We start from the raw sequence: 20161 nt of genomic DNA on the forward strand, positions 1-20161 counted from the left end.
TCGTCAAGCCGAATGACGGATGCGGTTCATACCACTAGACGCGGCAGGTACGGGTGATCTCCATGGATATCGAGCATCTGTGCGCGGGGATAAAGGAAAGGGTCGCCCTCGAGATGCGGGAAGGGGGGGGCGCGGCGAGTAGGCTGGAGTTGCTCCTGGCTGCCCTTGCCGACATCGGAAACGTGGTGCTCCCGGAACTGGGGAAGGCGCTGGAGCCGAATGAGCGACGCCGTGTGCAGACCGCGGTGCTCGAGCTGCTTGGCGTCGTGGCGATGCCGGTGGCGAGAGCCGGGGATCAAAGGGGCGTCGAAGTGCTCACCTCCCTTGCGGCGGAATGCCCTGATCCCTTGATCGAGAAAAAGCTGTCAGCTTACGCGAAGGAGCTGTCGGGTAAGGCGGTCGCGAGCCAGGAGCGGCGACACGCGAAAGCATGGAAGTTCGTCGGTGTTGCCCTTACCCTTGGTCTTGTGTCAGCGGGGGGATACCTGTTCCTGCCGGAGGCCACACCGCCGGCGACGCGCACCGCTGTCGCGCAGGCGGAGGCCCCGCAGGAGAATGTACAGCGGCAAGGGCAGGGGGGGGCGCAGGGAGCGGCACCTTCCCAGGCCGGGACGCAGGAAGCCGACGGTGGGAAAAGAAGCGCTGTCGAGACCGCGGCCCCACGTGCGGAAAAGCAGTCCACGGGAGCAGTAGCGTCTGTAACCGGTGAAGGAATCACCCGAGTCCGAGTGGTCGATAACCAGGTGCTCGTGCCGGTCACGGTGCGGCAAGGCGGGGCCTCGGTACGGCTCGAGCTCGTGCTCGACACCGGTGCGACCAGGACGGCGCTGCACGAAACAGTTGCCACGAGGCTCCCCCTTGATTTACTCTCTGCGAGGAGCGCACTGGCGGAGCTTGCCGACGGCCGCATGGTCCGCTCCAGGATCGTGAAGGTGGAAGCGCTGACGGTAGGTCCCAACACGCACGGGCCGATGGAAGTGGAGCTCATCTCCTACGGTGGCGCGTCCGGGATGCATGACGGGCTGCTCGGGATGGACTTCCTGCGCAGGCACCGCTACCAGATCGACATGGAACACGAGACGATCCGCTGGTTTTAAAGGCAGGGACGGGAGGATTTTTGGAACGGATGGCAGTAATGAACGGGTGGCGGATGTTGGAGTGCACCGCCCGGAAGAAGGGGTGCCGGGGATGAGCGGCACTTTGAAGTCGGTCTATCTGAAGCTTGTTCTTACAACCTTTTTCTGGGGAGGGACCTTCGTGGCGGCGCGCCTTGCGGTCCGTGAGGCACCCCCCTTCTTCGCGGCAAGCAGCCGCTTCGCCATCGCCGCACTCTGCCTGGTGTCTCTCACCGTCTGGCACGCACGCCGCGAGAAACGCAGCTTCCCCGCTCCGAAAACCTTCCGGGAGTTAGCACTCCTTTTCAGCCTGGGGCTCACCGGCATCTTCTGCTACAACGCGGTCTTTTTCACCGGCCTGAAACTCACCACGGCGACAAGCGGCGCGCTCATCGTCGCCATCAACCCGCTCTTGACCGCGGTGCTCTCGGCGCTCTGGCTCAGGGAGCGGGTGAGCCCGACCCAGGCGGCGGGGCTTCTCATCTCCCTCCTCGGCGTCGCCATCGTCATTTCGAAAGGCTCCTTCGCGGTGATTGCCAACTTCGCCTTCAACAAGGGGGACCTCATCATGCTCGGGGCTCCCCTTTGCTGGGCGCTCTACTCGATCCTCGGCAAAAAGGCGCTCGGCGCCTTCACGCCACTCGCGGCGACGGCTTACGCCGCTCTCTTCGGAACGCTCCTTCTGGTGCCCGCTGCCCTGGTGGAACATGCGCTGCTGGGCGGTCCATGGCCGGCATTTTCCTGGGTCGGATGGCTTGCCATCCTGCAGCTCGCCCTCCTCGGTACGGTAATAGGATTCGTCTGGTGGTACCAGGGGGTGGGGCTCATCGGTGCATCGAGGGCGGCGGTGTTCGTGAACCTCGTCCCGCTTTTCGGTGCGTTGCAAGCCGCGTGGCTCTTAGGCGAGAAGGTGGTGCTGCCGCAACTGTTCGGCGGGATGCTGGTGGTGGCCGGCGTCTATTGGGGCGGACGCGTCAAGGGGAAGAAAGAGGGCGAGCCTGCTGCATGTGCGGTCGAACAGGCGGCCGAAGCGGGGCAAGGCTCCTGATGCGTCGAGCGCTGCGCACCCTGCATCTCATCTGCCTCTGCCTGCTGCCGTCGAAGGGGGGTAAAGCGCAACCCGCAGCGATGGGGGAGGAGCGCGAGTGCGAGCCGGGCGAGATCCGTGGGGGGATGGGGCTGTTCCTGGATGGGCGGGGGGAGTTGCGTCTCTTCTTCGCGGAGACAAGGGCGATCGCCGCTCCCTGCCTCTTGTTCCGCCTGAAGCGGGAGGGGTTCTCCCGCTGCAGCGTCACGGTAAAAAAACGCGGCCTCCTGGTGGAGGCCAGGCGTTAGCGTCTAACCTATCTTGCCGATCTCGAAACCGATCTGGTCCAGCGGAAGCACCACGTCGGCCACCTTCCCGTCGATGCATGCGCGCGGCATGCCGTAGATCGTCGAGGTTGCCTCGTTTTGCACGAGGGTCAGCCCCCCCTTTTCCTTCAGATGTTTCATCCCCTTGAAACCGTCGTTTCCCATACCGGTCAGGATCACGCCGAGCATGGCGCCGTTGCTTGCGTCGGCGAGCGAGGTGATCATCTGGTCCACCGAGGGGATGTAGATGTACTGCGGGAACTCGCTCGTCGGCGAGGTCTTCACCACGATGTTGTTCCCCTGTTTGACCAGCGTCGTGTGCATCCCACCCGGCGCGACCAGCACCTGTCCTCCCTTTACGATATCTCCGTCCACGGCCTCCTTGACGGTGAGGGAGCACTTGGCGTTGAGACGCTCGGCGTAGGGGCCGGTGAAGGCCTTTGGCATGTGGATGGCGACGACGATGCCGTGCGGGAAGTTAACCGGGATACGGGAGATGACCTCCTGGAGTGCGACCGGCCCACCGGTCGAGGCGCCGATGCCGACGCAGCCGATGCGACGGTGGGCGAACTGGGAAGGGCGGACCGCCGGCGCCGGGGTGACGCGTTGCACGATACCCATGCCCGGACGCTTCGGGATACTGCTCACCGAGGCTTCCTGGACCTTTTCAAGAAGCGCCTTCTGGAACACCGCCTGCGCGTCCTTGTTGTCGCTGACGTTCTTGGGGACGTAGTCGAAGGCGCCCGCCTCGAGCGCCTCGAAGGTGGAACGGGCCCCCTCGCAGGTGAGGGTGGAGACCATGATCACCCGGGTGGGCTGCTTCGCCATGATCTGCTTCAACGCGGCGATGCCATCCATGCGGGGCATCTCCACGTCCATGGTGATGAGGTCGGGCTTGAGGGCGAGTGCCTTGTCGACCCCTTCCATGCCGTCCGCGGCGATGCCGACGATCTCGACGCCGGGGGCCTTGGAGAGGATGCCCCGGATCGCCATGCGCATGAAGGAGGAATCGTCGACGATCAGCACCCTGAGCTTTTTCGGCATTGCTGGCATCATGACGGTTCTGAGGCTCCTATCCCCTGGAAGATCGACTTGACCATGTCCTGGATTTCCGGGACGCGGTCATCGAGCTCGTAGCAGAAACGTTCGACATCGAGATCGGCGAGGCTCGGGGCGTAAGACCTTAGGATGGCCCAGGCCTTCTCCTCGGCCAGATTGAAGGAGACCCAGGAGGTTCCGCCGTAATCGAGCTGGCGCACCGAGCAGAAGAGGTCGGCCAGGTTGACGATGGCGCAGAGCGTCGGATCGATGGTCGCGTCTTCCGGTGCGTGGTGCAGCGCGATCACCTCGCAGTAGTCGGCCGGGAAGTTCCATTTCTTCGCGATGCAGTAGCCGATCTCGCTGTGGGAGGTGCCGAGGTACTCCGCCTCCTTGTCCACCAGCCGGAAGGGCTGCCCCTTGACGGAATCGAGCAGGGAGCGGAAGGCGTCCTTGCGGTAGAAGGAGAGGAAGACTTCACCGATGTCGTGCACAATACCGACGAGGTAGGCCTTCTCGGTGTCCGGATAGCGCACCCGCTGGGCGATGATCTTGGCCACGACCCCCACGCCGAAGGAGTGCTCCCAGAAGGAGCGCACGTCGAAGATGCCGTCCCTTCCTTCGAAGACGTCGACGAAGGAGCAGGTAAAGGCAAGCTCGCGGATGTGGCGGAAGCCTAAGTAGATAAGGGCCCTCTTCACCGACTTGATCTCGTTCGCCGGCTTGTAGAGCGGGGAGTTCACCATCTTGATGACTCGTGCCGCGAGGACCTGGTCGGCCAGGATCATGTCGGCCACCTCGTCCAGCTCGACACCGGGGCGGTCCAGGAGCTCGATCACCCGGGTGGCCACGTGCGGGATGGTTGGGAGGTCTACGAAACTCTCGACCATCTCCTGGGCGGTCTGCATCATGGCTTTTTTATCCATCGCATCGTCCTCACTTGTTGTAGGTGAACCCGCCGGGGAAGTGTACGGTCTTGAATTTGTCGTTCACCCCGTGCAGCGACTCGGACTGCCCCACGAAGAAGTAGCCATACGGCTGCAGGTTGTTGTAGAAGTGCTGCACCACCTTGCTCTTCGACGATGTGTCGAAGTAGATCAGCACGTTGGCGCAGAAGATAAAGTCGAAGCTCTTCATGAAGAGCATCTTGTTGTCGTCGTAGAGGTTCAGCTGGTTGAAGGTGGCCAGTTTCTTCACCTCGGGAGAGAGCACGAACCTCCCGGGAGCCTCCTCCTTGAAGTACTTCTTCAGGTAGTAGTCCGGGGTGTTGCGCACCGAGTAGCTGTTGTAGACCCCCTCGCGGGCCTGCGCCAGCACCGTCTCGTTGATGTCGGTCCCGACGATCTCGATGATCCAGTCCTTCAAGAGGGTCTGCCGCTTTTCGAGGAGGATCATCGCCATGGTGTAGGCCTCTTCCCCGGAGGATGAACCGGCGCTCCAGATGCGGAGCTTCTTGAAGCCGATCTTCCCCTTGGCCGCGACGATCTCCGGCAGGAACTTGTTCTCTAGCGCGTTCAACTGGGGCATGTTCCTGAAGAAGCAGGTCTCGTTGGTGGTGATCTCATCGAGGAGCTTTGAGAGTTCACTGCGGCCGGTGGCCGGGCTGCGCACGAACTGGTAGTAGTCCGCATGCGTCTTGCAGCCGGTTCCTTCCATCCTGCGCGCCAGCCTGCTTTCCAGGAAGTACTTCTTGCTGCTGTGGAAGTAGATGCCGCAGACGTTGTATATGTAGTCCCGAAGCTGCTCGAAATCCTTATCGGAAATCTTCGGGGCGCTCTTAGCGTCAAATGGTTTCATGTCTAAGGCCATTGTTGTCCCCTCAGGCTGCCCCGCCCCCGACCAGACCGATCGGGTCCACGATCAGTGCTACCCTGCCGTCTCCCATGATGGTCGAACCGCCTATCCCGGGGAGGTTGGCCAGGAACTTGCCAAGCGACTTGATCGCGACCTCCTGCTGCCCGAGGAGCCTGGTCACGATCAGGCCGATTCTTTTTTCGGCTACGCCGACGATTACCACGTAGCAGGTGTCGCGCTCCGAGTAGACCTCGCTGACGCCGAAGGCCTGCTGAAGGCGCAAAAGCGGAAGCACCGAGTCCCTGAGCTTGAGCACCTCCTGACCGCCGATCATGTGGAATTCCTTCTTGCTCACCCGCATGGTCTCGATGACCGAGGCGAGCGGGATCGAGTAGACCTCACCCTCGACCTCGACCAAGAGCGACTGGATGATGGCCAGGGTAAGCGGCAGTTTCAGGATGAACTCACTGCCGTGGCCGAGCTCGTTCTTGATCTCGATGATGCCGTTCAGCTTCCTGATGTTGGTGCGCACCACGTCCATGCCGACGCCGCGCCCTGAGAGGTCGGTCGTCTGCTCCTTGGTGGAGAAGCCGGGGAGGAAGATGAGGTCGAGGATTTCGCGGGTCCCCATGGCAGCCACCTGCTCCTCGCTGACGAGCCCCTTGTCGATCGCCTTCCTCGCGATCCTGTCCGGGTTGATGCCGCGGCCGTCGTCCTTGATGCTGATGACGATCTGGTTTCCCTCGTGGGCGGCGGAGAGTACCACGGTGCCGGTACGTCCCTTGCCGGCGGCGAGGCGTTCGTCGGGAGTCTCCAGGCCGTGGTCCAGCGCGTTACGGATCAGGTGGATGAGCGGATCGCCGATCTCGTCGACGACGGAGCGGTCCAGTTCGGTCTCCTCACCGTAGATGATGAGGTCCACTTCCTTGCCGAGGTCGCGGGCGAGGTTCCTTACGATGCGCGGGAACTTCTTGAAGACCTTCTCCACCGGAAGCATGCGCATCTTGAGGACCTGCATCTGCAGTTCCGAGGTGACGAAGTTGAGCCTTTTGGATAGCTTGCCGAAATCGTCCCCGAAGCCGGTGGGGTCCAGACCGGTCTGGAAATCGCTGTGGAGCTGTATCATGCGGTTTCTCTCCAGCACCAGCTCGCCCACCTGGTTCATCAGGTCGTCGAGACGCTTCACGTCGACCCTGACTGTGGAGTTGTCAGCAAGATCCTCGCCCCCCTTGGGAGGGGCGGGCTTGGGCGTTTCCTTAACCGGCTGCGGTTTCGGCTGCGGCGGAGGAGCCGCCTGCTGTGGAGCTGCCGCCTGCTGAGGCTCAGCCGCCGCGGGTTCGATCACCGGTTCCGGCTCGGCCGCAGAGGAGGGGGCAGCTGGTGCGCTCTCCTGCTTTGGTGCGAACACGGGGGCGAGCACGGTCGCCTCGACCGCGTTCTCGGAGAGATACGGGATCAGTTTGTTGATGGTTCCCTCGAGGTCCCGCTCGACGATCTCGCCCGCCTTTATGTCGGCTACGAGGGTCTTCACCAGGTCGACCGCCTCGAGGATCACGTCCATGATCTCCGGGTTCAGTCTGAGCTCGACCTTGCGCAGACGGTTCAGGACGTCCTCGGTCTTGTGGGTGACCTTGACGAGCATGTCGAAGCCGAGGAAGCTGGAGGCCCCCTTCACGGTGTGGATGGAGCGGAAGATCCGGTTCATCAGATCCGCGTCTTCCGGGCTCTTCTCCAGGGTGATCAGGTCGTCGTCTAGTTTTTCCAGGAGTTCGGTGGTTTCGGCTAGGAAACCGTCAAGTAGCTCCTGATCTTCGCAATCTATGGCCATGTTGCGCTCCGGGAAGGGGAAACCGTTTCCCCTGTTGGTGCCTTATCCTACGTTGGTGAACAGCCGCCGCTCGTCGGCGGTGAACATCTTCTCCAGGTCGAGCAGGACCAGGAGCCGGTTAGCTTGGTTGATGACGCCGGCCATGCACTCCTGCTCGATGCCGCTGGAAACGACCGGGGGGGGAGGCTGGATCTCTTTTTCCGAGATGCGGATAACCTCGGAGACCTCGTCAACGATGAAGCCCATCAGCTCACCCACCACCTCCATCACCATGATGCGGGTGCGCTTGTCGTAGTCGTTCTCCATGAGATCGAACTTTTTGCGCAGGTTGATGATGGGAATGACCTTGCCGCGCAGGTTGATGACCCCTTCCACGTAGTGCGGCGTGTTCGGGACGCGGGTGATGTTGAGCATCCGGATGATCTCACGCACCATCAGGACGTTGATCCCGTACTCTTCCTTCTCGAGGTTGAAGCTCACCAGTTGGATCAGCTCGCCCCCGTACTCTTCGCTCTTTACCTTAGTGAGTGCGGTCTCCATGGACCCTCCGTCTGCGCTGAAATCTCTACGGGCGCGGGCGCCCGCCATACTGTGCTAATCGGCCATGCCGGATAAAGGTTGAATATTTTTTTTCTCTAACGAATTCAGGCGACTTCTTCTGCAAAGGCCCGTCCCGAGCGGTCCGGCCCATGGTAGTTGCCGTCCCGACACCCCTGTCAGCAAAAAATTGACATGGGTGACTTCCCTGGCAAGTCATTTAATTGACATTGGGGGGAGAACTCGCTATAGTTTCGATCGGACCGTTTTTGTATCGGCTTATTTCGAGGCAACTTTAACGAAATCCGGGGAAATGATGGAAACGCCGAAAATACTGATAGCAGATGATGATAAGAAAACCAGGGACTTCGTGGCCGCTTTCCTGAGCTACAAGGGGTACCAGGTTTACCAGGCCTTTGATGGGCAGGATGCCCTGCAGAAGATAGAAACGCACGACGTGCAGATGGTCATCACGGACATCATGATGCCGCGGGTGAACGGACTGGAGTTCATCCGGCAGCTGAAGTCGCTCCGTCCGGAGATTGTCACCATAGCCTACAGCGCCTTCGCCAATAACGAGATGACGGCTAATCTCCTGAAGGCGGGGGCTTTTTTCTATCTGGAAAAACCCTTCAATCTTGAGGAGTTGGAGACGCACGTCAAGCGCGGTCTCGAGCACCAGGCGCTGCAGAGCAAGAGCTTCCGGTCCAAGCCTTGCATAAAGAACAGGGCGCTTCTCAACAACATCATCGGGGAAAGCGAGAAGATGCTCTCGCTCTTCGAGATGATCGAGAAGGTCGCCACCTCCGATTCCACCGTGCTGATCCAGGGTGAGTCGGGGACCGGCAAGGAGCTGGTGGCGCGAGCCATCCATGACCTCTCCAACCGCTCGGACAAGAACTTCGTCGCCCTCAACTGTGCGGCGATCCCGGACGAGCTTCTGGAGAGCGAGCTCTTCGGCCACGTGAAGGGGTCCTTCACCGGTGCCGTCGCCACGCGCGTCGGCCGTTTCGAGATGGCCGACAAGGGTACCCTGTTCCTGGACGAGATCGGGGACATGAAGGCGAACCTCCAGGTCAAACTGCTGCGCGTGCTGCAAAGCAGGGAACTGGAGCCGGTGGGTTCCACCCGCTCCAAAAAGGTGGACGTGAGGATCATCGCCGCCACCAACCAGAACCTGGACCACATGGTGGCGTCGAAAGAGTTCCGCGAGGACCTGTATTACCGGCTCTCGGTGATCCCGATCATGCTCCCCCCTCTGCGAGAGCGCGGCGCAGACATCCCGCTGCTTTTGAACAGCTTCCTGGAGAAGTTCAACCGGAGCAAGCAGCGCAAGGTGCAGGGTTTTGACAAGCAGGTCATGGAGATACTGGGGAGCTACGACTGGCCCGGCAACGTCCGTGAGCTGGAAAACTTGGTCGAGCGCCTGGTGATCATCAAGGGGAGCGGGGTGATCAACATCCACGACCTTCCCGAGAAGTACCGCGGCGGTCGCAGCACCCCGGCGGTGCACGGCGAGCACATGATCAACCTCCCCGACGACGGTTTCTGCCTGAACAGCGCCGTCGAGGAGTTCGAAAACCGGCTGATCCTGCAGGCTCTGGAGCGAAGCGGCGGTAACAAGAAGGAAGCCGCCGAGCTTTTGAATCTGAAGCGGACCACGCTGATCGAGAAGCTGAAGAAGAAAAAACTGGTCTACGGGGAGCATCCGGTTTCCCCGTAACAGGGGGTCTGATGTCGATAAATCCGGTAACCACGGCGCCTGGCGGCGTCGAAGCAACCAAGAAGGGGATAGCCGCGTCCGGGAATACGGGTGCGGCTGTTCCGTTTGAGGAGATGCTGGCATCGAAAGCGTCCGGAGGCGAGGTGACGCCGGAAGCTGCGGCCGAAGTGTTGCGCCTCAAGATGCTGAGTTCCGCCCTCGATATAGGTAGTGATGCTAATGCGCCTGCGGCGCCGTCCCGTTCCGTGAACGTGCAGGGGCTGTTGAATCGGTTCCTTGAGCAGCTCCCATCCGGGAGTGTAGCGGCCGGGGGTGGGGAGCCCGCAGTCGACCATGGTCCCGAGGGGGCCTTCCAGGCGCAGCAGTCAAATTTCGCGGCCGGGCGTCTGCCGGAGGTGCCGGTTTCCGGTGCGGACAGCGGCACGGATGCGATCATAGATAAGGCAAGCAGGCGTTACGGGGTAGACAGCGGGCTGATCCGGGCCGTGATTAAGGCCGAGAGCGGCTTCAACCCGCGGGCCGTGAGTTCCGCCGGTGCGCAGGGGCTTATGCAGCTGATGCCCGCCACCGCGCGCGGGCTGGGTGTCACCGACCCCTTTGATCCCGAGCAAAACGTCATGGCCGGGACCCGGTTTTTGAAGGACATGCTGCAGCGGTACAACGGCAACGTGGATGAGGCACTAGCCGCCTACAACTGGGGCCCCGGCAACGTGGACCGTCACGGCACCGAGAGCCTTCCCCGCGAGACGAGGGGCTACCTGGCGAAGGTGAAAGGGTACTACGCCCAGTACGTGGCCTAGAAGCTAAGTCTAAACAGCAGGCCGAGGCCGGTAAAAAACAAAAGCCTCCGCACCAAAAGGTGCGGAGGCTTTCTTTTTATTGCACTTGCAGCGTCCATCAGGTCCACGGCAGGCCGGCCTGTGCCGCTGCCCAGGCGCCGGCGCCCTTCGGGCGCCTTTCCTTACTCTCTCACATAGATGTTCTGATCCGAGCTGTGCACCATGGTCATGACGCGCATGTACTCGTCCTCGATCATGTCATAGTGCCCCTGAGTCTCCCTGATGACCGTTTCAAACACCTTGCGCACCAGCGGGTCCACCACGTCCTTCACCAGGATGGTGTAGAAGTCGATGCAGGCCTTCTCCTCCTTGAGCGCGATCTCCAGCGCCTTCTGCTCGTGGCTGTCGGCCGCAATCGCCTGCTCCAGGGCGAGGTGGGTGGCCGACTGCTTGTCCGGTGGCGAAGCTAGATAGGTGTCGATGTCACCCAGGTCGCCTCCGCGGTAGTAATCGAAGAAGGCCTTCAGGTGATTGACCTCTTCGCCGGCCAGAAGGTCGAAAACCTTCTTCGATCTTTCGTCCTTGCTCACCGAAGCCGCGCGCCGGTAGAAGTCCATGCTCTCCTTCTCGGTCTTGATCGCCAGCTTCAATGCTTCCTGCAGTGTGTACTCCTTGAACATGGCTGCACCTCCGTAGGCTTCAGTGGGATTGCTTGGCAAAGAGTATATCGAAGGGACCGGGGAGGTCAAATACCCGAAAAAACGAGTGAATACAGCCTAATGTCAGGGGCGGGGGCGCAGTGGCTGGTCGAGCTTGAAGAGCCGTCTGGCGTTTTCCGACGTAATGCGGGCGAGTTCCTCGACCGGCATGTCACGGATCTGTGCGACCCGCCGCGCCGTGGCCAGGAGATGGGCGGGAACGTTCACCTCCCCACGATGGGGCTCCGGCGAGAGGTCCGGCGCATCGGTCTCGAGCAGTAGCCACTCAAGGGGGACGGCGGCCGCGACGTCGACCGGTCGCCTGGCGTTCAGGTAGGTGACGGTGCCGGAGAGGGAGATGTGCAGCCCGAGCCGCAGGCAGATCATTGCCGTTTCCACGCTGCCGGAAAAGGAGTGCATCACGCCGCCGTAGGCCTGGATCCCCGCTTCCCTGATTATGGCGATCAGGTCGTCAAAGGCCCGGCGGCAGTGCAGCAGCACGGGGAGCCCTGCTTCGCGGGCGATCTCCAATTGGGCCCGGAAGGCCTCCTGTTGCATTTTGCGGGATGGCGAAGGGAGCAGGTAGTCGAGCCCGATTTCTCCTATGGCCGTGGCGAACGGAGCGTAGCGTCTGAGTTCCGAGAGGGTTGTGGGGGTGAGCTGGTCGGCGTGCATGGGGTGTACGCCGTAGGCGGGTAGGGCCTGGTGGTAGCGAAGGGCGAGTGTTTCGATCTCCGGCCAGCCTTCCGGGGCAACGCCCGGGACCAGGAAGGCGGTCACACCGGCGTGTTCCGCCTCCGGGATGAGCGTGTCGAGGCGGGGCCGGAGTTGCGGGTCATCCAGGTGGCAGTGGCTATCAAAAAACATGGAGTCAGGTGGTGACGCCGGGGTGATCCTTGAGCTCTTTGATGATCTCCACCTGGCGCTGGAATATGTACTGCGAGATGTTGAGCTCCTCGGAACGCGTGGGCGCTATTTCAAAGACGAGCCGGCAGCTGCCGTCCCTCTCGAACACCTTTAAAAGCGATGCCGCGATAACGATGGTACCGGTGGGAAGGGCGATGGAGAGTTCTCCCTTCTGGCTCAGGGGGAGACCGGGGTTGCGTTCGACGTCCATGGACATGCCGGTGAGCGACATGTCGTGCAGCTTGCCGCGCACCGTCGCCTCAAGTTCCGGCGCGGCGAACCAGGCCTTGATGGACACCCCAAGCTGCACGCGCACCGACATGCGGCGGTCGGCGCGGACCAGCGTGTAACCCGGATTGGAGAGGATGACCCGCGATTTCTCTACATTTACGTAGGTAACGGAGGCGACCACATCTCTGCGGAAATGGCTGCTCTTCAGCACGGTCAGCTTTTCCTGCGCTATGACAACGGCCTGCACCTGGTGCACCAGAAGTTCGGCATCATTTTCTTCGATAGTGAGGACTTCCGCACCGTAGCTTACCGGCACTTCACGGTAGAAGTTGAGGAGCCTGAGGTCGTTTTTCAGCTTGCCGGAGCGTATGGCAGCCAGGGTCGCGAGGATCTCGGCGCGGTCACGTTGCTCGTCGGCAAGTTGCAACCTCTGGTAGATGTCGTTCATGGTCGGTTCCGCCCGAAAAAAGTTATTGCTCTTTAGGCGCTTGCTGTGCAATTATGCCACGTTGTAGCGCTTGGCGAAGATACCCTCTTCGCCTTTCGTTTGTCCAGAGAATTTTAACGGGAGTTTAAGTTGATACGGTACCACGAACAAGAGATAGAGAAGCGGCGCACCTTCGCCATTATCAGTCACCCGGACGCCGGTAAGACTACCATAACCGAGAAGCTGTTGCTATTCGGCGGTGCCATCCAGCAGGCGGGCGAGGTCCGGGCGAGAAAGTCGGCGCGGCATGCCACGAGCGACTGGATGGAGATGGAAAAACAGCGTGGCATCTCGGTCACTTCTTCGGTCATGAAGTTCACCTACCGCGATTTCGAGATCAACCTCCTGGATACTCCCGGCCACAACGACTTTTCCGAGGACACCTACCGTACCCTGACCGCGGTTGACTCGGTGCTCATGGTCATCGACTCCGTGAAGGGTGTCGAAAGCCAGACGAAGAAACTCCTCGAGGTCTGCCGTCTGCGCAACACGCCGATCATGACCTTCATCAACAAGCTGGACCGTGAGGGACGCGAGCCGCTCGACCTGCTCGACGACATCGAGAGCACCTTGAAGATCCAGTGCGCGCCCATGACCTGGCCCATCGGGATGGGAAAACGCTTCCGCGGCACCTACCACCTTTACACCAAGGAGATCACCTTCTACGACCCCGAGGCGGACCGCGGCGTCGGGGAGGTCATCACGGTGAAGGGTCTGGAAGACCCGCTTCTTGACGAGCTGCTGGGGAGCCAGGTGGAGGAGTTGCGTAACGACGTCGAGCTCCTGGAAGGAGCGGCGCACCCGTTTGACGCCGAGGCCTACTTGGCCGGGAAACAGACGCCGGTCTTCTTCGGCTCCGCCATCAACACCTTCGGCGTGCAGCAATTGCTCGATTCCTTCGTGGAGAACGCGCCGTCGCCGCTGCCGCGCGAAGCCACCACCCGTACCGTTTCCCCCTACGAGGAGCCCTTCACCGGGTTCACCTTCAAGATCCAGGCGAACATGGACCCGGCGCACCGCGACCGAATCGCGTTCTTCCGCATCTGCTCCGGCAAGTTCGTGCGCGGCATGAAGGTGAAGCACCTGCGTCTTGGCCGCGAAGTCCAGATCTCCAACGCCACCATCTTCATGGCCCAGGACCGCACCAACGTCGACGAGGCCTACGCGGGCGACATTATCGGCATCCACAACCACGGCACCATCAAGATCGGCGACACCTTCACGCAGGGTGAGGATCTAAAGTACACCGGTATCCCGAACTTCGCACCGGAGCACTTCCGTAAAGTACGCATCCTGAATCCGCTCAAGTCGAAGTCCCTGGAGAAGGGGCTCGTGCAGCTCGCTGAGGAGGGGACCACCCAGGTCTTCCGTCCCCTGATGGGCGCCGACTGGATCGTGGGCGCGGTGGGTATGCTGCAGTTCGACGTGGTCATGCATCGCCTCGAGCACGAGTATGGCGTCAAGGCGACCTACGAGCCGGTCTCCTACGTCACCGCCCGCTGGGTCACCGGCGATAGGAAGAGGCTCGACGAGTTCCAGAAGAAAGAGGCGATGAGCCTCTACCTGGACGGAGAAGGGAACCTTGCGTACCTTGCCGGGAGCCAGTGGCGCCTGGACAACACCATGGAGAACTGGAAGGACCTAAACTTCCACGCCACCCGCGAGCACAGCTAGGCCGATTTAACAATTGATACAGGGGCTCAGAGAGCGCACCGCAACGATGGCCAACCAGACAGAAAAAACCGCCGCAGCCGCAGCCGCAGCAGCGCCGGCCGCACGCAATGCCGGCGGCGCCCTGCTCGTCCTTGCTGCCGCCACCCTTTGGGGGACCTCGGGGACCTCGCAGGCCCTAGCGCCAGAAGGCGTCAGCCCCTGGAGCGTCGGCGCATTGCGCCTGCTGGTTGGGGGCGCGGCGCTCATGGCCCTCGCCTTCATGAGAGGTGGCCTGGGCAAAGGACGCTGGCCTTTCTGGGGCACCCTGGCTGCGGGCGGTTTCGTCGCTATCTACCAACTCACCTTCTTCACCGCCGTGAGCAGAACCGGCGTGGCCGTCGGCACCCTGGTCGCCATCGGGAGTTCGCCGGTCATCGCCGGGATACTCGGATTCGTCGTCCGGGGAGAGCGCCCGGGACGTGCCTGGGGCATCGCCACCGTGCTCGCCCTGGCCGGCTGCAGCCTCCTGGTCACCGGGGGAGGCGGGGTCGCCATCGACGTGGTGGGCGTCCTCCTTGCTCTCGGTGCCGGCACTTCCTATGCCTGCTACACCATGGCCATCAAGGTACTCCTACCCGGCCGCACCTCAGAGGCAGTCATGGCGGTGGTCTTCAGCCTGGGAGCCCTGCTCCTAGCCCCTATCCTCTTCATGGCGGATCTCCATTGGGTTGCCCATCCGCGTGGGATCGGCGTCGTGCTCTACCTCGGCGTGGTGGTCACCGCCTTTTCCTATTGTCTCTTCGCCATGGGACTGCGCAGCGTGCCGGTTGCCTCAGCGGTCACCCTTTCGCTCGCGGAACCACTGATGGCGGCGCTCCTGGGGATACTGTTCCTGGGCGAGCGGCTAACCCCTACGGCACTCGCCGGGATCCCGCTGCTATTCGCGGGGCTCGCCGTACTCGCTTATTCAATGTCCGGTAAAAGAGCTGTTTGAACTAAAAAGGTAAGGAGGCATTTCCATGGTATTCGCAGCGAAAGTTTCCGAGATTCCGGAGTTCGGCAAGAAACTGGTTGAAGTGGGCGGGGAGAAGGTCCTCCTGGTGAAGACCAAGGGGAAGGTCTACGCATGCGAGCACGAGTGTCCGCATCAGGGGGCGCCGCTGCAGGGGGCGCTGGTCAAGGAAGTCGGGAAGCTCTCGTGCCAGCGTCACGGCTACCGCTTCGACCTGGAGACCGGCATCTGCCCTGAGCATCCGGAGTGCCCTCTCACGGTCTACCCTGTAGAGATTCGCGGTGACGAGGTATTTGTAGACCTCGGGTAGTCTGTGTGTCTCTCACAGAAAAACTGCACGTGTCACAAAAAAACCTTGACTCAAAATACTTTTCAAGATAAGTTTGACCGCTCAATTGTAAATCTAGTGTAAAGGTGGTGAAGTTCATGTACGCAGTAGTCAAAACCGGAGGGAAGCAATATAAAGTTTCCGAAGGCGACTTTCTGAAAGTCGAAAAACTGGAGGGCGCGGTAGGCGATACCGTTGAGTTCTCCGAAATCCTGATGGTTGGCGGCGATAAGGTTGTTATCGGAACACCTTTAGTGCCCAGCGCCTCTGTAGTCGGCAAAATTGTCGAGCAGGGCAAAGACAAGAAGATTCTGGTCTTCAAATCCAAGCGCCGGAAAAACTCCAGGAAACTTAACGGGCACCGTCAACTCAGGACTATCCTCAAGATTGAGAAGATCAACGCCTAGGTAATATCTTAAACGGCGGTGCGGCAGCCGCGATTTTAGAATCAGGGCCGCTACCGGCAGAAGGAGCAGAAAATGGCACACAAGAAAGGCGTCGGTAGTTCCAGGAACGGTCGCGACTCCGACGGCCAAAGACTTGGTTGCAAGAAGTTCGGCGGCGAAGCGGTGAAAGCCGGCAACATCATCTACCGTCAGCACGGCACCAAGATCCACCCGGGCAACAACGTTGGCCTCGGCAAGGATTACACGCTGTTCGCCCTTATCGAGGGCGTGGTGAAGTTCGAGCGTATGGGCAAAGACCGCAAGAAGGTCTCCGTCTACCCGGCCAACTAGCCAGCGCAGCAAGACGAAAGTGTGAAAGCCCGGAGCCGCAAGGTCCGGGCTTTTGCCGTTTGCACAGGAATGTTCCTAATGAGTTTCATTGATGAAGTAAAGATTTATGTGAAGTCCGGTGACGGCGGCGGGGGGTGCGTCTCCTTCCGGCGCGAGAAGTTCATACCGCTGGGCGGTCCCGACGGCGGCGACGGCGGCAAGGGTGGCGACGTGGTGGTGAAGGTGTCGCCGCACCTTGCGACGCTGCTCGACCTGCGCCAGCACCCGCACCAGAAGGCAGGGCGCGGCAAGAACGGCATGGGGAGCGACCGGCACGGCGCCAATGGCGACGCCAAGGAGATCCTGGTGCCGCGGGGCACCGTGATCAAGGACGCGGAGACCGGCGAAACGCTTGCCGACATGACCGACCCGGATTCCTCAATCGTGCTCCTCAAAGGTGGACGCGGCGGGCAGGGGAACGCCCGCTTCAAGACCGCGACGCACAAGGCCCCGAAGTTCGCGCAGCCCGGCGAGCCGGGTGAGGAGCGCTGGATCAGGCTCGAGCTGAAGCTCATGGCGGACGTCGGCCTTCTTGGGATGCCGAGCGTCGGGAAGTCGTCGCTTATCAGCAAGATCTCCGCGGCGCGCCCGAAGATCGCCGAGTACCACTTCACCACGCTGAAGCCGAACCTGGGTGTCGTGAAATACAAGAACTACCGCACCTTCGTCATGGCCGATATCCCGGGCCTCATCGAGGGGGCGAGCGAGGGGGCGGGCCTTGGGCACCGCTTCCTCAAGCACCTGGAGCGCACCGGGCAGTTGCTGCACCTGCTCGACCTCTCCTGGATGCCCGACCGGGACCCGATTGCTGAGTACGAGGCGATCAACCGCGAGCTCGCACTCTTCAACCCGGAGCTCGCCGAGAAGCGGCAGACCGTGGTGATCAACAAGATTGACCTGCCGCACGTCCGGGAAAACCTGGAGAAGGTACTCCCTTACTTCGAGGAGCGCGGCATCAGGGTTTTCCCGATTTCGGCCGCGACCGGCGAGGGGATCGCCGAACTTCTGGACGACATCGCCTTCAACCTTTGGGGCGAACCGGAGGAGACCTGGTAACGGGTGGCACATAGTGGAGTGTTGAAGGGGGAGGGGCGCAAGCTTCTCCCCCTTTTTCTTTGTGAGGCGCAGGCGCGGAAGGGGGGCTACGTGCGGCAATTGTGAAAAGACATGATAGACTACGATATTTGTGATTTCTAATACATTATAAGCGGTCGGACTGTGACAGGTGCTGAGCGGGGGCCGGACAGAACTCTTCAGGAGGTCGGCATGTACAGGATGATCCAGCTGGAATCCTTGGTACCCGAAACTCTGCCGGGCGTATCGCTGTTTATAAAGCACGGCGAAAACCACGTGCTCTACAAGAATCCGGATCTCTCCTTTACACAGTGGGATAAGGAGCGGTTGCTGGATAACAACGTGACGCACCTCTACGTGAAATCGGCGGAGATGTCTATCTTCAACCAGTACGTCGAAGCCAACCTCGCAGCAGCCCTGAACGACGAGAATCTGGAGCCGGAGGTTAAGCAGGCGATGCTGTATCAGGCATCGGTAAACTACGTACAAGAGATTTTCGATAGTCCGGCCATAGCGATTAAACAGAACGTCGAGCGGTGCCGGAACCTCATCCAACACATACTTGACGACGTGATGAAGTCGGACGGTGTCATGCCGGCACTCAGCAGTTTGGTCGACCACAACACCTACACCTACGTTCACTCAGTACAGGTGGCGACCTACTCGATAGCACTGCATGTGAGGATGTTCGATCTGAGCAGCGACGAACTCATGGACGTCGGGATGGGGTCGCTCTTCCACGACTACGGAAAGGTCTACGTCCCGAAGGAGTTGCTGGACAAACCGGGAAGACTCACCGCTACCGAATTCCAAGAGGTAAAGAAGCACCCGGTCTACGGTTTCAGCACCTTGAAGGATCTTGATATCTTCACCCCAGTGGCCCTGGGGATCGTCAAGCATCACCACGAAAAGGAGAACGGCAGCGGTTATCCAGACGGGCTTTCCAGCTACGACATCGCCCGCAGCTCCAAGATCACGGCCATCGCCGATGTCTTCAGCGCCCTTACAACGACGAGGTCCTATCGCCAGGCCCTTTCCAAGGAGAGCGCCCTTGAGATCATGTATGGCGAGATGGACGGTTCCTTTGACATGCAGTACCTGAACTCCTTCCGGGACAGTCTCAACTGAAAGTGCCCTCCCATGTTGAACAAAAAAGCCCCGCCGGTTTAAGGACCAGCGGGGCTTTCTTTTATTTTGGATTCAGGGGCTGACTTCTGAGGAAGGCGCGTTGCGTTCCCGCCCCCGGAGGGGGAGGGACAGGGAGGGGGAGCGCAGCAGCTTTATCAGCCTTCCCCCCCTCCCAGCCTCCCCCCTCCGGGGGGAGGGGCGTTTTCGATGATGGGGCGATGCCGCAGGCGGTGGAGGGGACTGATTCGCCGGTCTAGCGCAAGGCCGTTTCCACCATTTCCAAGAGCGGGCCGGGATAGACACCGATGATGAGGATGCAGGCCGATGCTGCGCAAAGGGCGAGCCCTTCTGCGAAACCGACCGGTTTGGGAGCGGGGGCCTCGGAGCGGTGCATGTAGAGCTGCGCAACCACCCTGAGATAAAAGTAGGCGGAAGCCGCAGCGCTCAGGATGCCGACGATGGCGAGTGCGATCAAGCCACCCTTAAGGGCCGAGTAGAAGATGAAAAACTTTCCTATAAATCCGGCAGTCGGTGGGATGCCGGCCAGCGAGATCATGGCGAGGGCAAGTACGCCGCCACGGACCGGGGCGGTAAAGCCGATTCCGGTGAAGTCCGTGATCTGCTCGCGCTCCTCTTCGAAAGAGAGCGAAGAGATGGCGCCGAAGGCGGCTAGGTTCATGGCCGTGTAGATGGCGCCGTAAAGAAGCACCGCCGCATAGCCGTCCCGAGAGCCGGTCAGTAGCGCGAGGGCCAGGTATCCCATGTGTGCGACCGAGGAGTAGGCGAGCATCCGTTTGATGTTGGTCTGCCTGAGGGCGGCGAGATTGCCGAGCACCATGGAAAGAACGGAGAGGGCGGCGAGTGGGGCGCGCAGCTCGGCCATGGGGGGGAAGTGCCCGAGCAGGATGAGAAGCAGTGCTGCAGCGGCGACCTTCGAGCTCGTGGAGAGGAAGGCTGCGACCGGCGACGGTGCGCCCTGGTAGACGTCGGGCGTCCAGAGATGGGCGGGGACCAGCGAGAGCTTGAAGGCCATGCCGAGGATGAGGACACCCCAGCCGGCGGAGATGATGGCCCTGTTCTCGGGGCGCGCAAGCGCTGCTGAAAGCGCGAGGGTGCCGCTACCCGTGAAAATGAGAGCGAAGCCGAATGCGGTGAAGGCCGCCGCGACGGCTCCCATCAGGAGGTACTTAAGCCCCGCCTCCCCGGATTCCGCCCGGTTGAGATCCATGCTGACGAGGATGTAGAAGGCGAAGGAGACCGACTCCAGCGCAAGGAAGAGGATCAGCATGTTGGTGGCGCAGGGAAGCACGCACATGGCGAAAAGCGCAAAGAGGACGGTCGCTGGATATTCCTCTCCCTTCAGGATGCGCCGTTCGTTGTAGCCGTGAGAGAGGAGCAGGGTCAGCGCGGCGGCGAAGCTGAAGAGGGGGATCAGCAGTTGGGCAAGCGGAGTGAAGGCTAGTCCCGGGATGCACTGGATGGGTGCGGGTGCCGTGAAGGCAGCCCAGATGCCGGCGGCAGCGGAAGCGGTGACCCCAATGGCGGTAAGGCTCGAGGAAAGGAGCAGCGGTCCGCACAGCAGCACGAAGAGCGCAGCGCAGCCCGTGATCACAATCGGCAAGAGGCAATATAGTTCGGTAAGGGTCATTCTAAATGCTCCAAAAGCTAACCACGGAGGTTTGGGTCATCTGCGTTCCGGGG

At 61.1% G+C, this 20161-nt stretch carries 21 protein-coding genes; 12 read left to right on the top strand and 9 right to left on the bottom strand.

The window, feature by feature from the left end:
* Nucleotides 1-62 precede the first annotated feature (62 nt).
* The 3 genes from E8K79_RS14445 (at nt 63) to E8K79_RS14455 (ending at nt 2450) form a co-directional block, all read left to right on the top strand.
* Entirely contained in the window at nt 63-1097 is a 1035-nt protein-coding gene (locus E8K79_RS14445; RefSeq protein WP_136515322.1) for a retropepsin-like aspartic protease family protein, read from the top strand.
* 61 nt (nt 1098-1158) lie between these two features.
* Nucleotides 1159-2163: a DMT family transporter gene (locus E8K79_RS14450; protein ID WP_162604668.1), complete on the top strand. Its 1005-nt coding sequence runs from the start codon at nt 1159-1161 to the stop codon at nt 2161-2163.
* Nucleotides 2163-2450: a hypothetical protein gene (locus E8K79_RS14455; RefSeq protein ID WP_135868873.1), complete on the top strand. Its 288-nt coding sequence runs from the start codon at nt 2163-2165 to the stop codon at nt 2448-2450. Before E8K79_RS14450 ends, E8K79_RS14455 begins: the two co-directional genes overlap by 1 nt.
* 3 nt (nt 2451-2453) lie before the next feature.
* Here the strand turns inward: E8K79_RS14455 and E8K79_RS14460 are convergent, their stop codons facing one another.
* Genes E8K79_RS14460 through E8K79_RS14480 form a run of 5 tightly spaced genes read right to left on the bottom strand, consistent with a single transcriptional unit; the run spans nt 2454 to nt 7668 of the window.
* Nucleotides 2454-3524: a protein-glutamate methylesterase/protein-glutamine glutaminase gene (locus E8K79_RS14460; RefSeq protein ID WP_136515324.1), complete on the bottom strand. Its 1071-nt coding sequence runs from the start codon at nt 3522-3524 to the stop codon at nt 2454-2456.
* Nucleotides 3521-4432, bottom strand: coding sequence for an HDOD domain-containing protein (locus tag E8K79_RS14465; protein WP_135868871.1), 912 nt, complete (start codon nt 4430-4432; stop codon nt 3521-3523). Before E8K79_RS14465 ends, E8K79_RS14460 begins: the two co-directional genes overlap by 4 nt.
* A gap of 10 nt (nt 4433-4442) precedes the next feature.
* Complete coding sequence (locus E8K79_RS14470; protein WP_136515325.1) at nt 4443-5315, bottom strand: CheR family methyltransferase; 873 nt, start codon at nt 5313-5315, stop codon at nt 4443-4445.
* 10 nt (nt 5316-5325) lie between these two features.
* Complete coding sequence (locus tag E8K79_RS14475) at nt 5326-7128, bottom strand: chemotaxis protein CheA (RefSeq protein ID WP_136515326.1); 1803 nt, start codon at nt 7126-7128, stop codon at nt 5326-5328.
* A 42-nt stretch (nt 7129-7170) separates the two neighbouring features.
* Entirely contained in the window at nt 7171-7668 is a 498-nt protein-coding gene (locus E8K79_RS14480) for a chemotaxis protein CheW (protein ID WP_135868868.1), read from the bottom strand.
* Nucleotides 7669-7981: 313 nt separating this feature from the next.
* On the opposite strand from E8K79_RS14480, the gene E8K79_RS14485 reads away from it, so the two are divergent.
* Both E8K79_RS14485 and E8K79_RS14490 read left to right on the top strand, forming a co-directional pair.
* Nucleotides 7982-9388 (top strand): sigma-54-dependent transcriptional regulator, encoded by a 1407-nt coding sequence (locus tag E8K79_RS14485; RefSeq protein WP_135868867.1) that lies wholly within the window; start codon nt 7982-7984, stop codon nt 9386-9388.
* Nucleotides 9389-9399: 11 nt separating this feature from the next.
* Nucleotides 9400-10188: a lytic transglycosylase domain-containing protein gene (locus tag E8K79_RS14490; protein WP_136515327.1), complete on the top strand. Its 789-nt coding sequence runs from the start codon at nt 9400-9402 to the stop codon at nt 10186-10188.
* A gap of 161 nt (nt 10189-10349) precedes the next feature.
* Here E8K79_RS14490 and E8K79_RS14495 read toward each other — a convergent pair whose 3' ends face one another.
* From E8K79_RS14495 to E8K79_RS14505, 3 genes are all read right to left on the bottom strand, one after another.
* Nucleotides 10350-10847: a ferritin-like domain-containing protein gene (locus tag E8K79_RS14495; RefSeq protein WP_136515328.1), complete on the bottom strand. Its 498-nt coding sequence runs from the start codon at nt 10845-10847 to the stop codon at nt 10350-10352.
* A gap of 102 nt (nt 10848-10949) precedes the next feature.
* Nucleotides 10950-11732 (bottom strand): TatD family hydrolase, encoded by a 783-nt coding sequence (locus E8K79_RS14500; protein WP_136515329.1) that lies wholly within the window; start codon nt 11730-11732, stop codon nt 10950-10952.
* Nucleotides 11733-11736: 4 nt separating this feature from the next.
* Entirely contained in the window at nt 11737-12450 is a 714-nt protein-coding gene (locus E8K79_RS14505; protein ID WP_136515330.1) for a PilZ domain-containing protein, read from the bottom strand.
* 132 nt (nt 12451-12582) lie between these two features.
* On the opposite strand from E8K79_RS14505, the gene E8K79_RS14510 reads away from it, so the two are divergent.
* From E8K79_RS14510 to E8K79_RS14540, 7 genes are all read left to right on the top strand, one after another.
* Nucleotides 12583-14163 carry a peptide chain release factor 3 gene (locus tag E8K79_RS14510; protein ID WP_135869569.1) on the top strand — a complete coding sequence of 527 codons (1581 nt, stop codon included), beginning with the start codon at nt 12583-12585 and terminating at the stop codon, nt 14161-14163.
* A gap of 46 nt (nt 14164-14209) precedes the next feature.
* Complete coding sequence (locus E8K79_RS14515) at nt 14210-15136, top strand: DMT family transporter (protein WP_136515331.1); 927 nt, start codon at nt 14210-14212, stop codon at nt 15134-15136.
* A gap of 25 nt (nt 15137-15161) precedes the next feature.
* The gene (locus E8K79_RS14520; protein ID WP_136515332.1) at nt 15162-15464 is read left to right on the top strand and encodes a Rieske (2Fe-2S) protein; all 303 of its coding nucleotides are present in this window, start codon (nt 15162-15164) and stop codon (nt 15462-15464) included.
* A 116-nt stretch (nt 15465-15580) separates the two neighbouring features.
* The gene (rplU, locus tag E8K79_RS14525; RefSeq protein ID WP_129125194.1) at nt 15581-15889 is read left to right on the top strand and encodes a 50S ribosomal protein L21; all 309 of its coding nucleotides are present in this window, start codon (nt 15581-15583) and stop codon (nt 15887-15889) included.
* A 72-nt stretch (nt 15890-15961) separates the two neighbouring features.
* Nucleotides 15962-16219 carry a 50S ribosomal protein L27 gene (gene rpmA, locus E8K79_RS14530; RefSeq protein WP_012528602.1) on the top strand — a complete coding sequence of 86 codons (258 nt, stop codon included), beginning with the start codon at nt 15962-15964 and terminating at the stop codon, nt 16217-16219.
* A gap of 78 nt (nt 16220-16297) precedes the next feature.
* Nucleotides 16298-17314 carry a GTPase ObgE gene (gene obgE / locus E8K79_RS14535; RefSeq protein WP_136515333.1) on the top strand — a complete coding sequence of 339 codons (1017 nt, stop codon included), beginning with the start codon at nt 16298-16300 and terminating at the stop codon, nt 17312-17314.
* Nucleotides 17315-17551: 237 nt separating this feature from the next.
* Complete coding sequence (locus E8K79_RS14540) at nt 17552-18460, top strand: HD-GYP domain-containing protein (protein ID WP_162604670.1); 909 nt, start codon at nt 17552-17554, stop codon at nt 18458-18460.
* Between the two features lie 253 nt (nt 18461-18713).
* Here the strand turns inward: E8K79_RS14540 and E8K79_RS14545 are convergent, their stop codons facing one another.
* On the bottom strand, nt 18714-20108 hold the full coding sequence (locus tag E8K79_RS14545; protein ID WP_136515335.1) for an NADH-quinone oxidoreductase subunit N: 1395 nt from the start codon (nt 20106-20108) through the stop codon (nt 18714-18716).
* Nucleotides 20109-20161: the final 53 nt, after the last annotated feature.

This window comes from Geomonas edaphica, from assembly GCF_004917075.1.
Lineage (GTDB): Bacteria > Desulfobacterota > Desulfuromonadia > Geobacterales > Geobacteraceae > Geomonas > Geomonas edaphica.

Coding starts and splice junctions, on each gene's coding strand:
- E8K79_RS14445 (WP_136515322.1), top strand. CDS start 63: ATGGATATCGAGCATCTGTGCGCGGGGATAAAGGAAAGGGTCGCCCTC.
- E8K79_RS14455 (WP_135868873.1), top strand. CDS start 2,163: ATGCGTCGAGCGCTGCGCACCCTGCATCTCATCTGCCTCTGCCTGCTG.
- E8K79_RS14460 (WP_136515324.1), bottom strand. CDS start 3,524: ATGATGCCAGCAATGCCGAAAAAGCTCAGGGTGCTGATCGTCGACGAT.
- E8K79_RS14465 (WP_135868871.1), bottom strand. CDS start 4,432: ATGGATAAAAAAGCCATGATGCAGACCGCCCAGGAGATGGTCGAGAGT.
- E8K79_RS14470 (WP_136515325.1), bottom strand. CDS start 5,315: ATGGCCTTAGACATGAAACCATTTGACGCTAAGAGCGCCCCGAAGATT.
- E8K79_RS14475 (WP_136515326.1), bottom strand. CDS start 7,128: ATGGCCATAGATTGCGAAGATCAGGAGCTACTTGACGGTTTCCTAGCC.
- E8K79_RS14480 (WP_135868868.1), bottom strand. CDS start 7,668: ATGGAGACCGCACTCACTAAGGTAAAGAGCGAAGAGTACGGGGGCGAG.
- E8K79_RS14485 (WP_135868867.1), top strand. CDS start 7,982: ATGGAAACGCCGAAAATACTGATAGCAGATGATGATAAGAAAACCAGG.
- E8K79_RS14490 (WP_136515327.1), top strand. CDS start 9,400: ATGTCGATAAATCCGGTAACCACGGCGCCTGGCGGCGTCGAAGCAACC.
- E8K79_RS14495 (WP_136515328.1), bottom strand. CDS start 10,847: ATGTTCAAGGAGTACACACTGCAGGAAGCATTGAAGCTGGCGATCAAG.
- E8K79_RS14500 (WP_136515329.1), bottom strand. CDS start 11,732: ATGTTTTTTGATAGCCACTGCCACCTGGATGACCCGCAACTCCGGCCC.
- E8K79_RS14505 (WP_136515330.1), bottom strand. CDS start 12,450: ATGAACGACATCTACCAGAGGTTGCAACTTGCCGACGAGCAACGTGAC.
- E8K79_RS14515 (WP_136515331.1), top strand. CDS start 14,210: ATGGCCAACCAGACAGAAAAAACCGCCGCAGCCGCAGCCGCAGCAGCG.
- E8K79_RS14520 (WP_136515332.1), top strand. CDS start 15,162: ATGGTATTCGCAGCGAAAGTTTCCGAGATTCCGGAGTTCGGCAAGAAA.
- rplU (WP_129125194.1), top strand. CDS start 15,581: ATGTACGCAGTAGTCAAAACCGGAGGGAAGCAATATAAAGTTTCCGAA.
- rpmA (WP_012528602.1), top strand. CDS start 15,962: ATGGCACACAAGAAAGGCGTCGGTAGTTCCAGGAACGGTCGCGACTCC.
- obgE (WP_136515333.1), top strand. CDS start 16,298: ATGAGTTTCATTGATGAAGTAAAGATTTATGTGAAGTCCGGTGACGGC.
- E8K79_RS14545 (WP_136515335.1), bottom strand. CDS start 20,108: ATGACCCTTACCGAACTATATTGCCTCTTGCCGATTGTGATCACGGGC.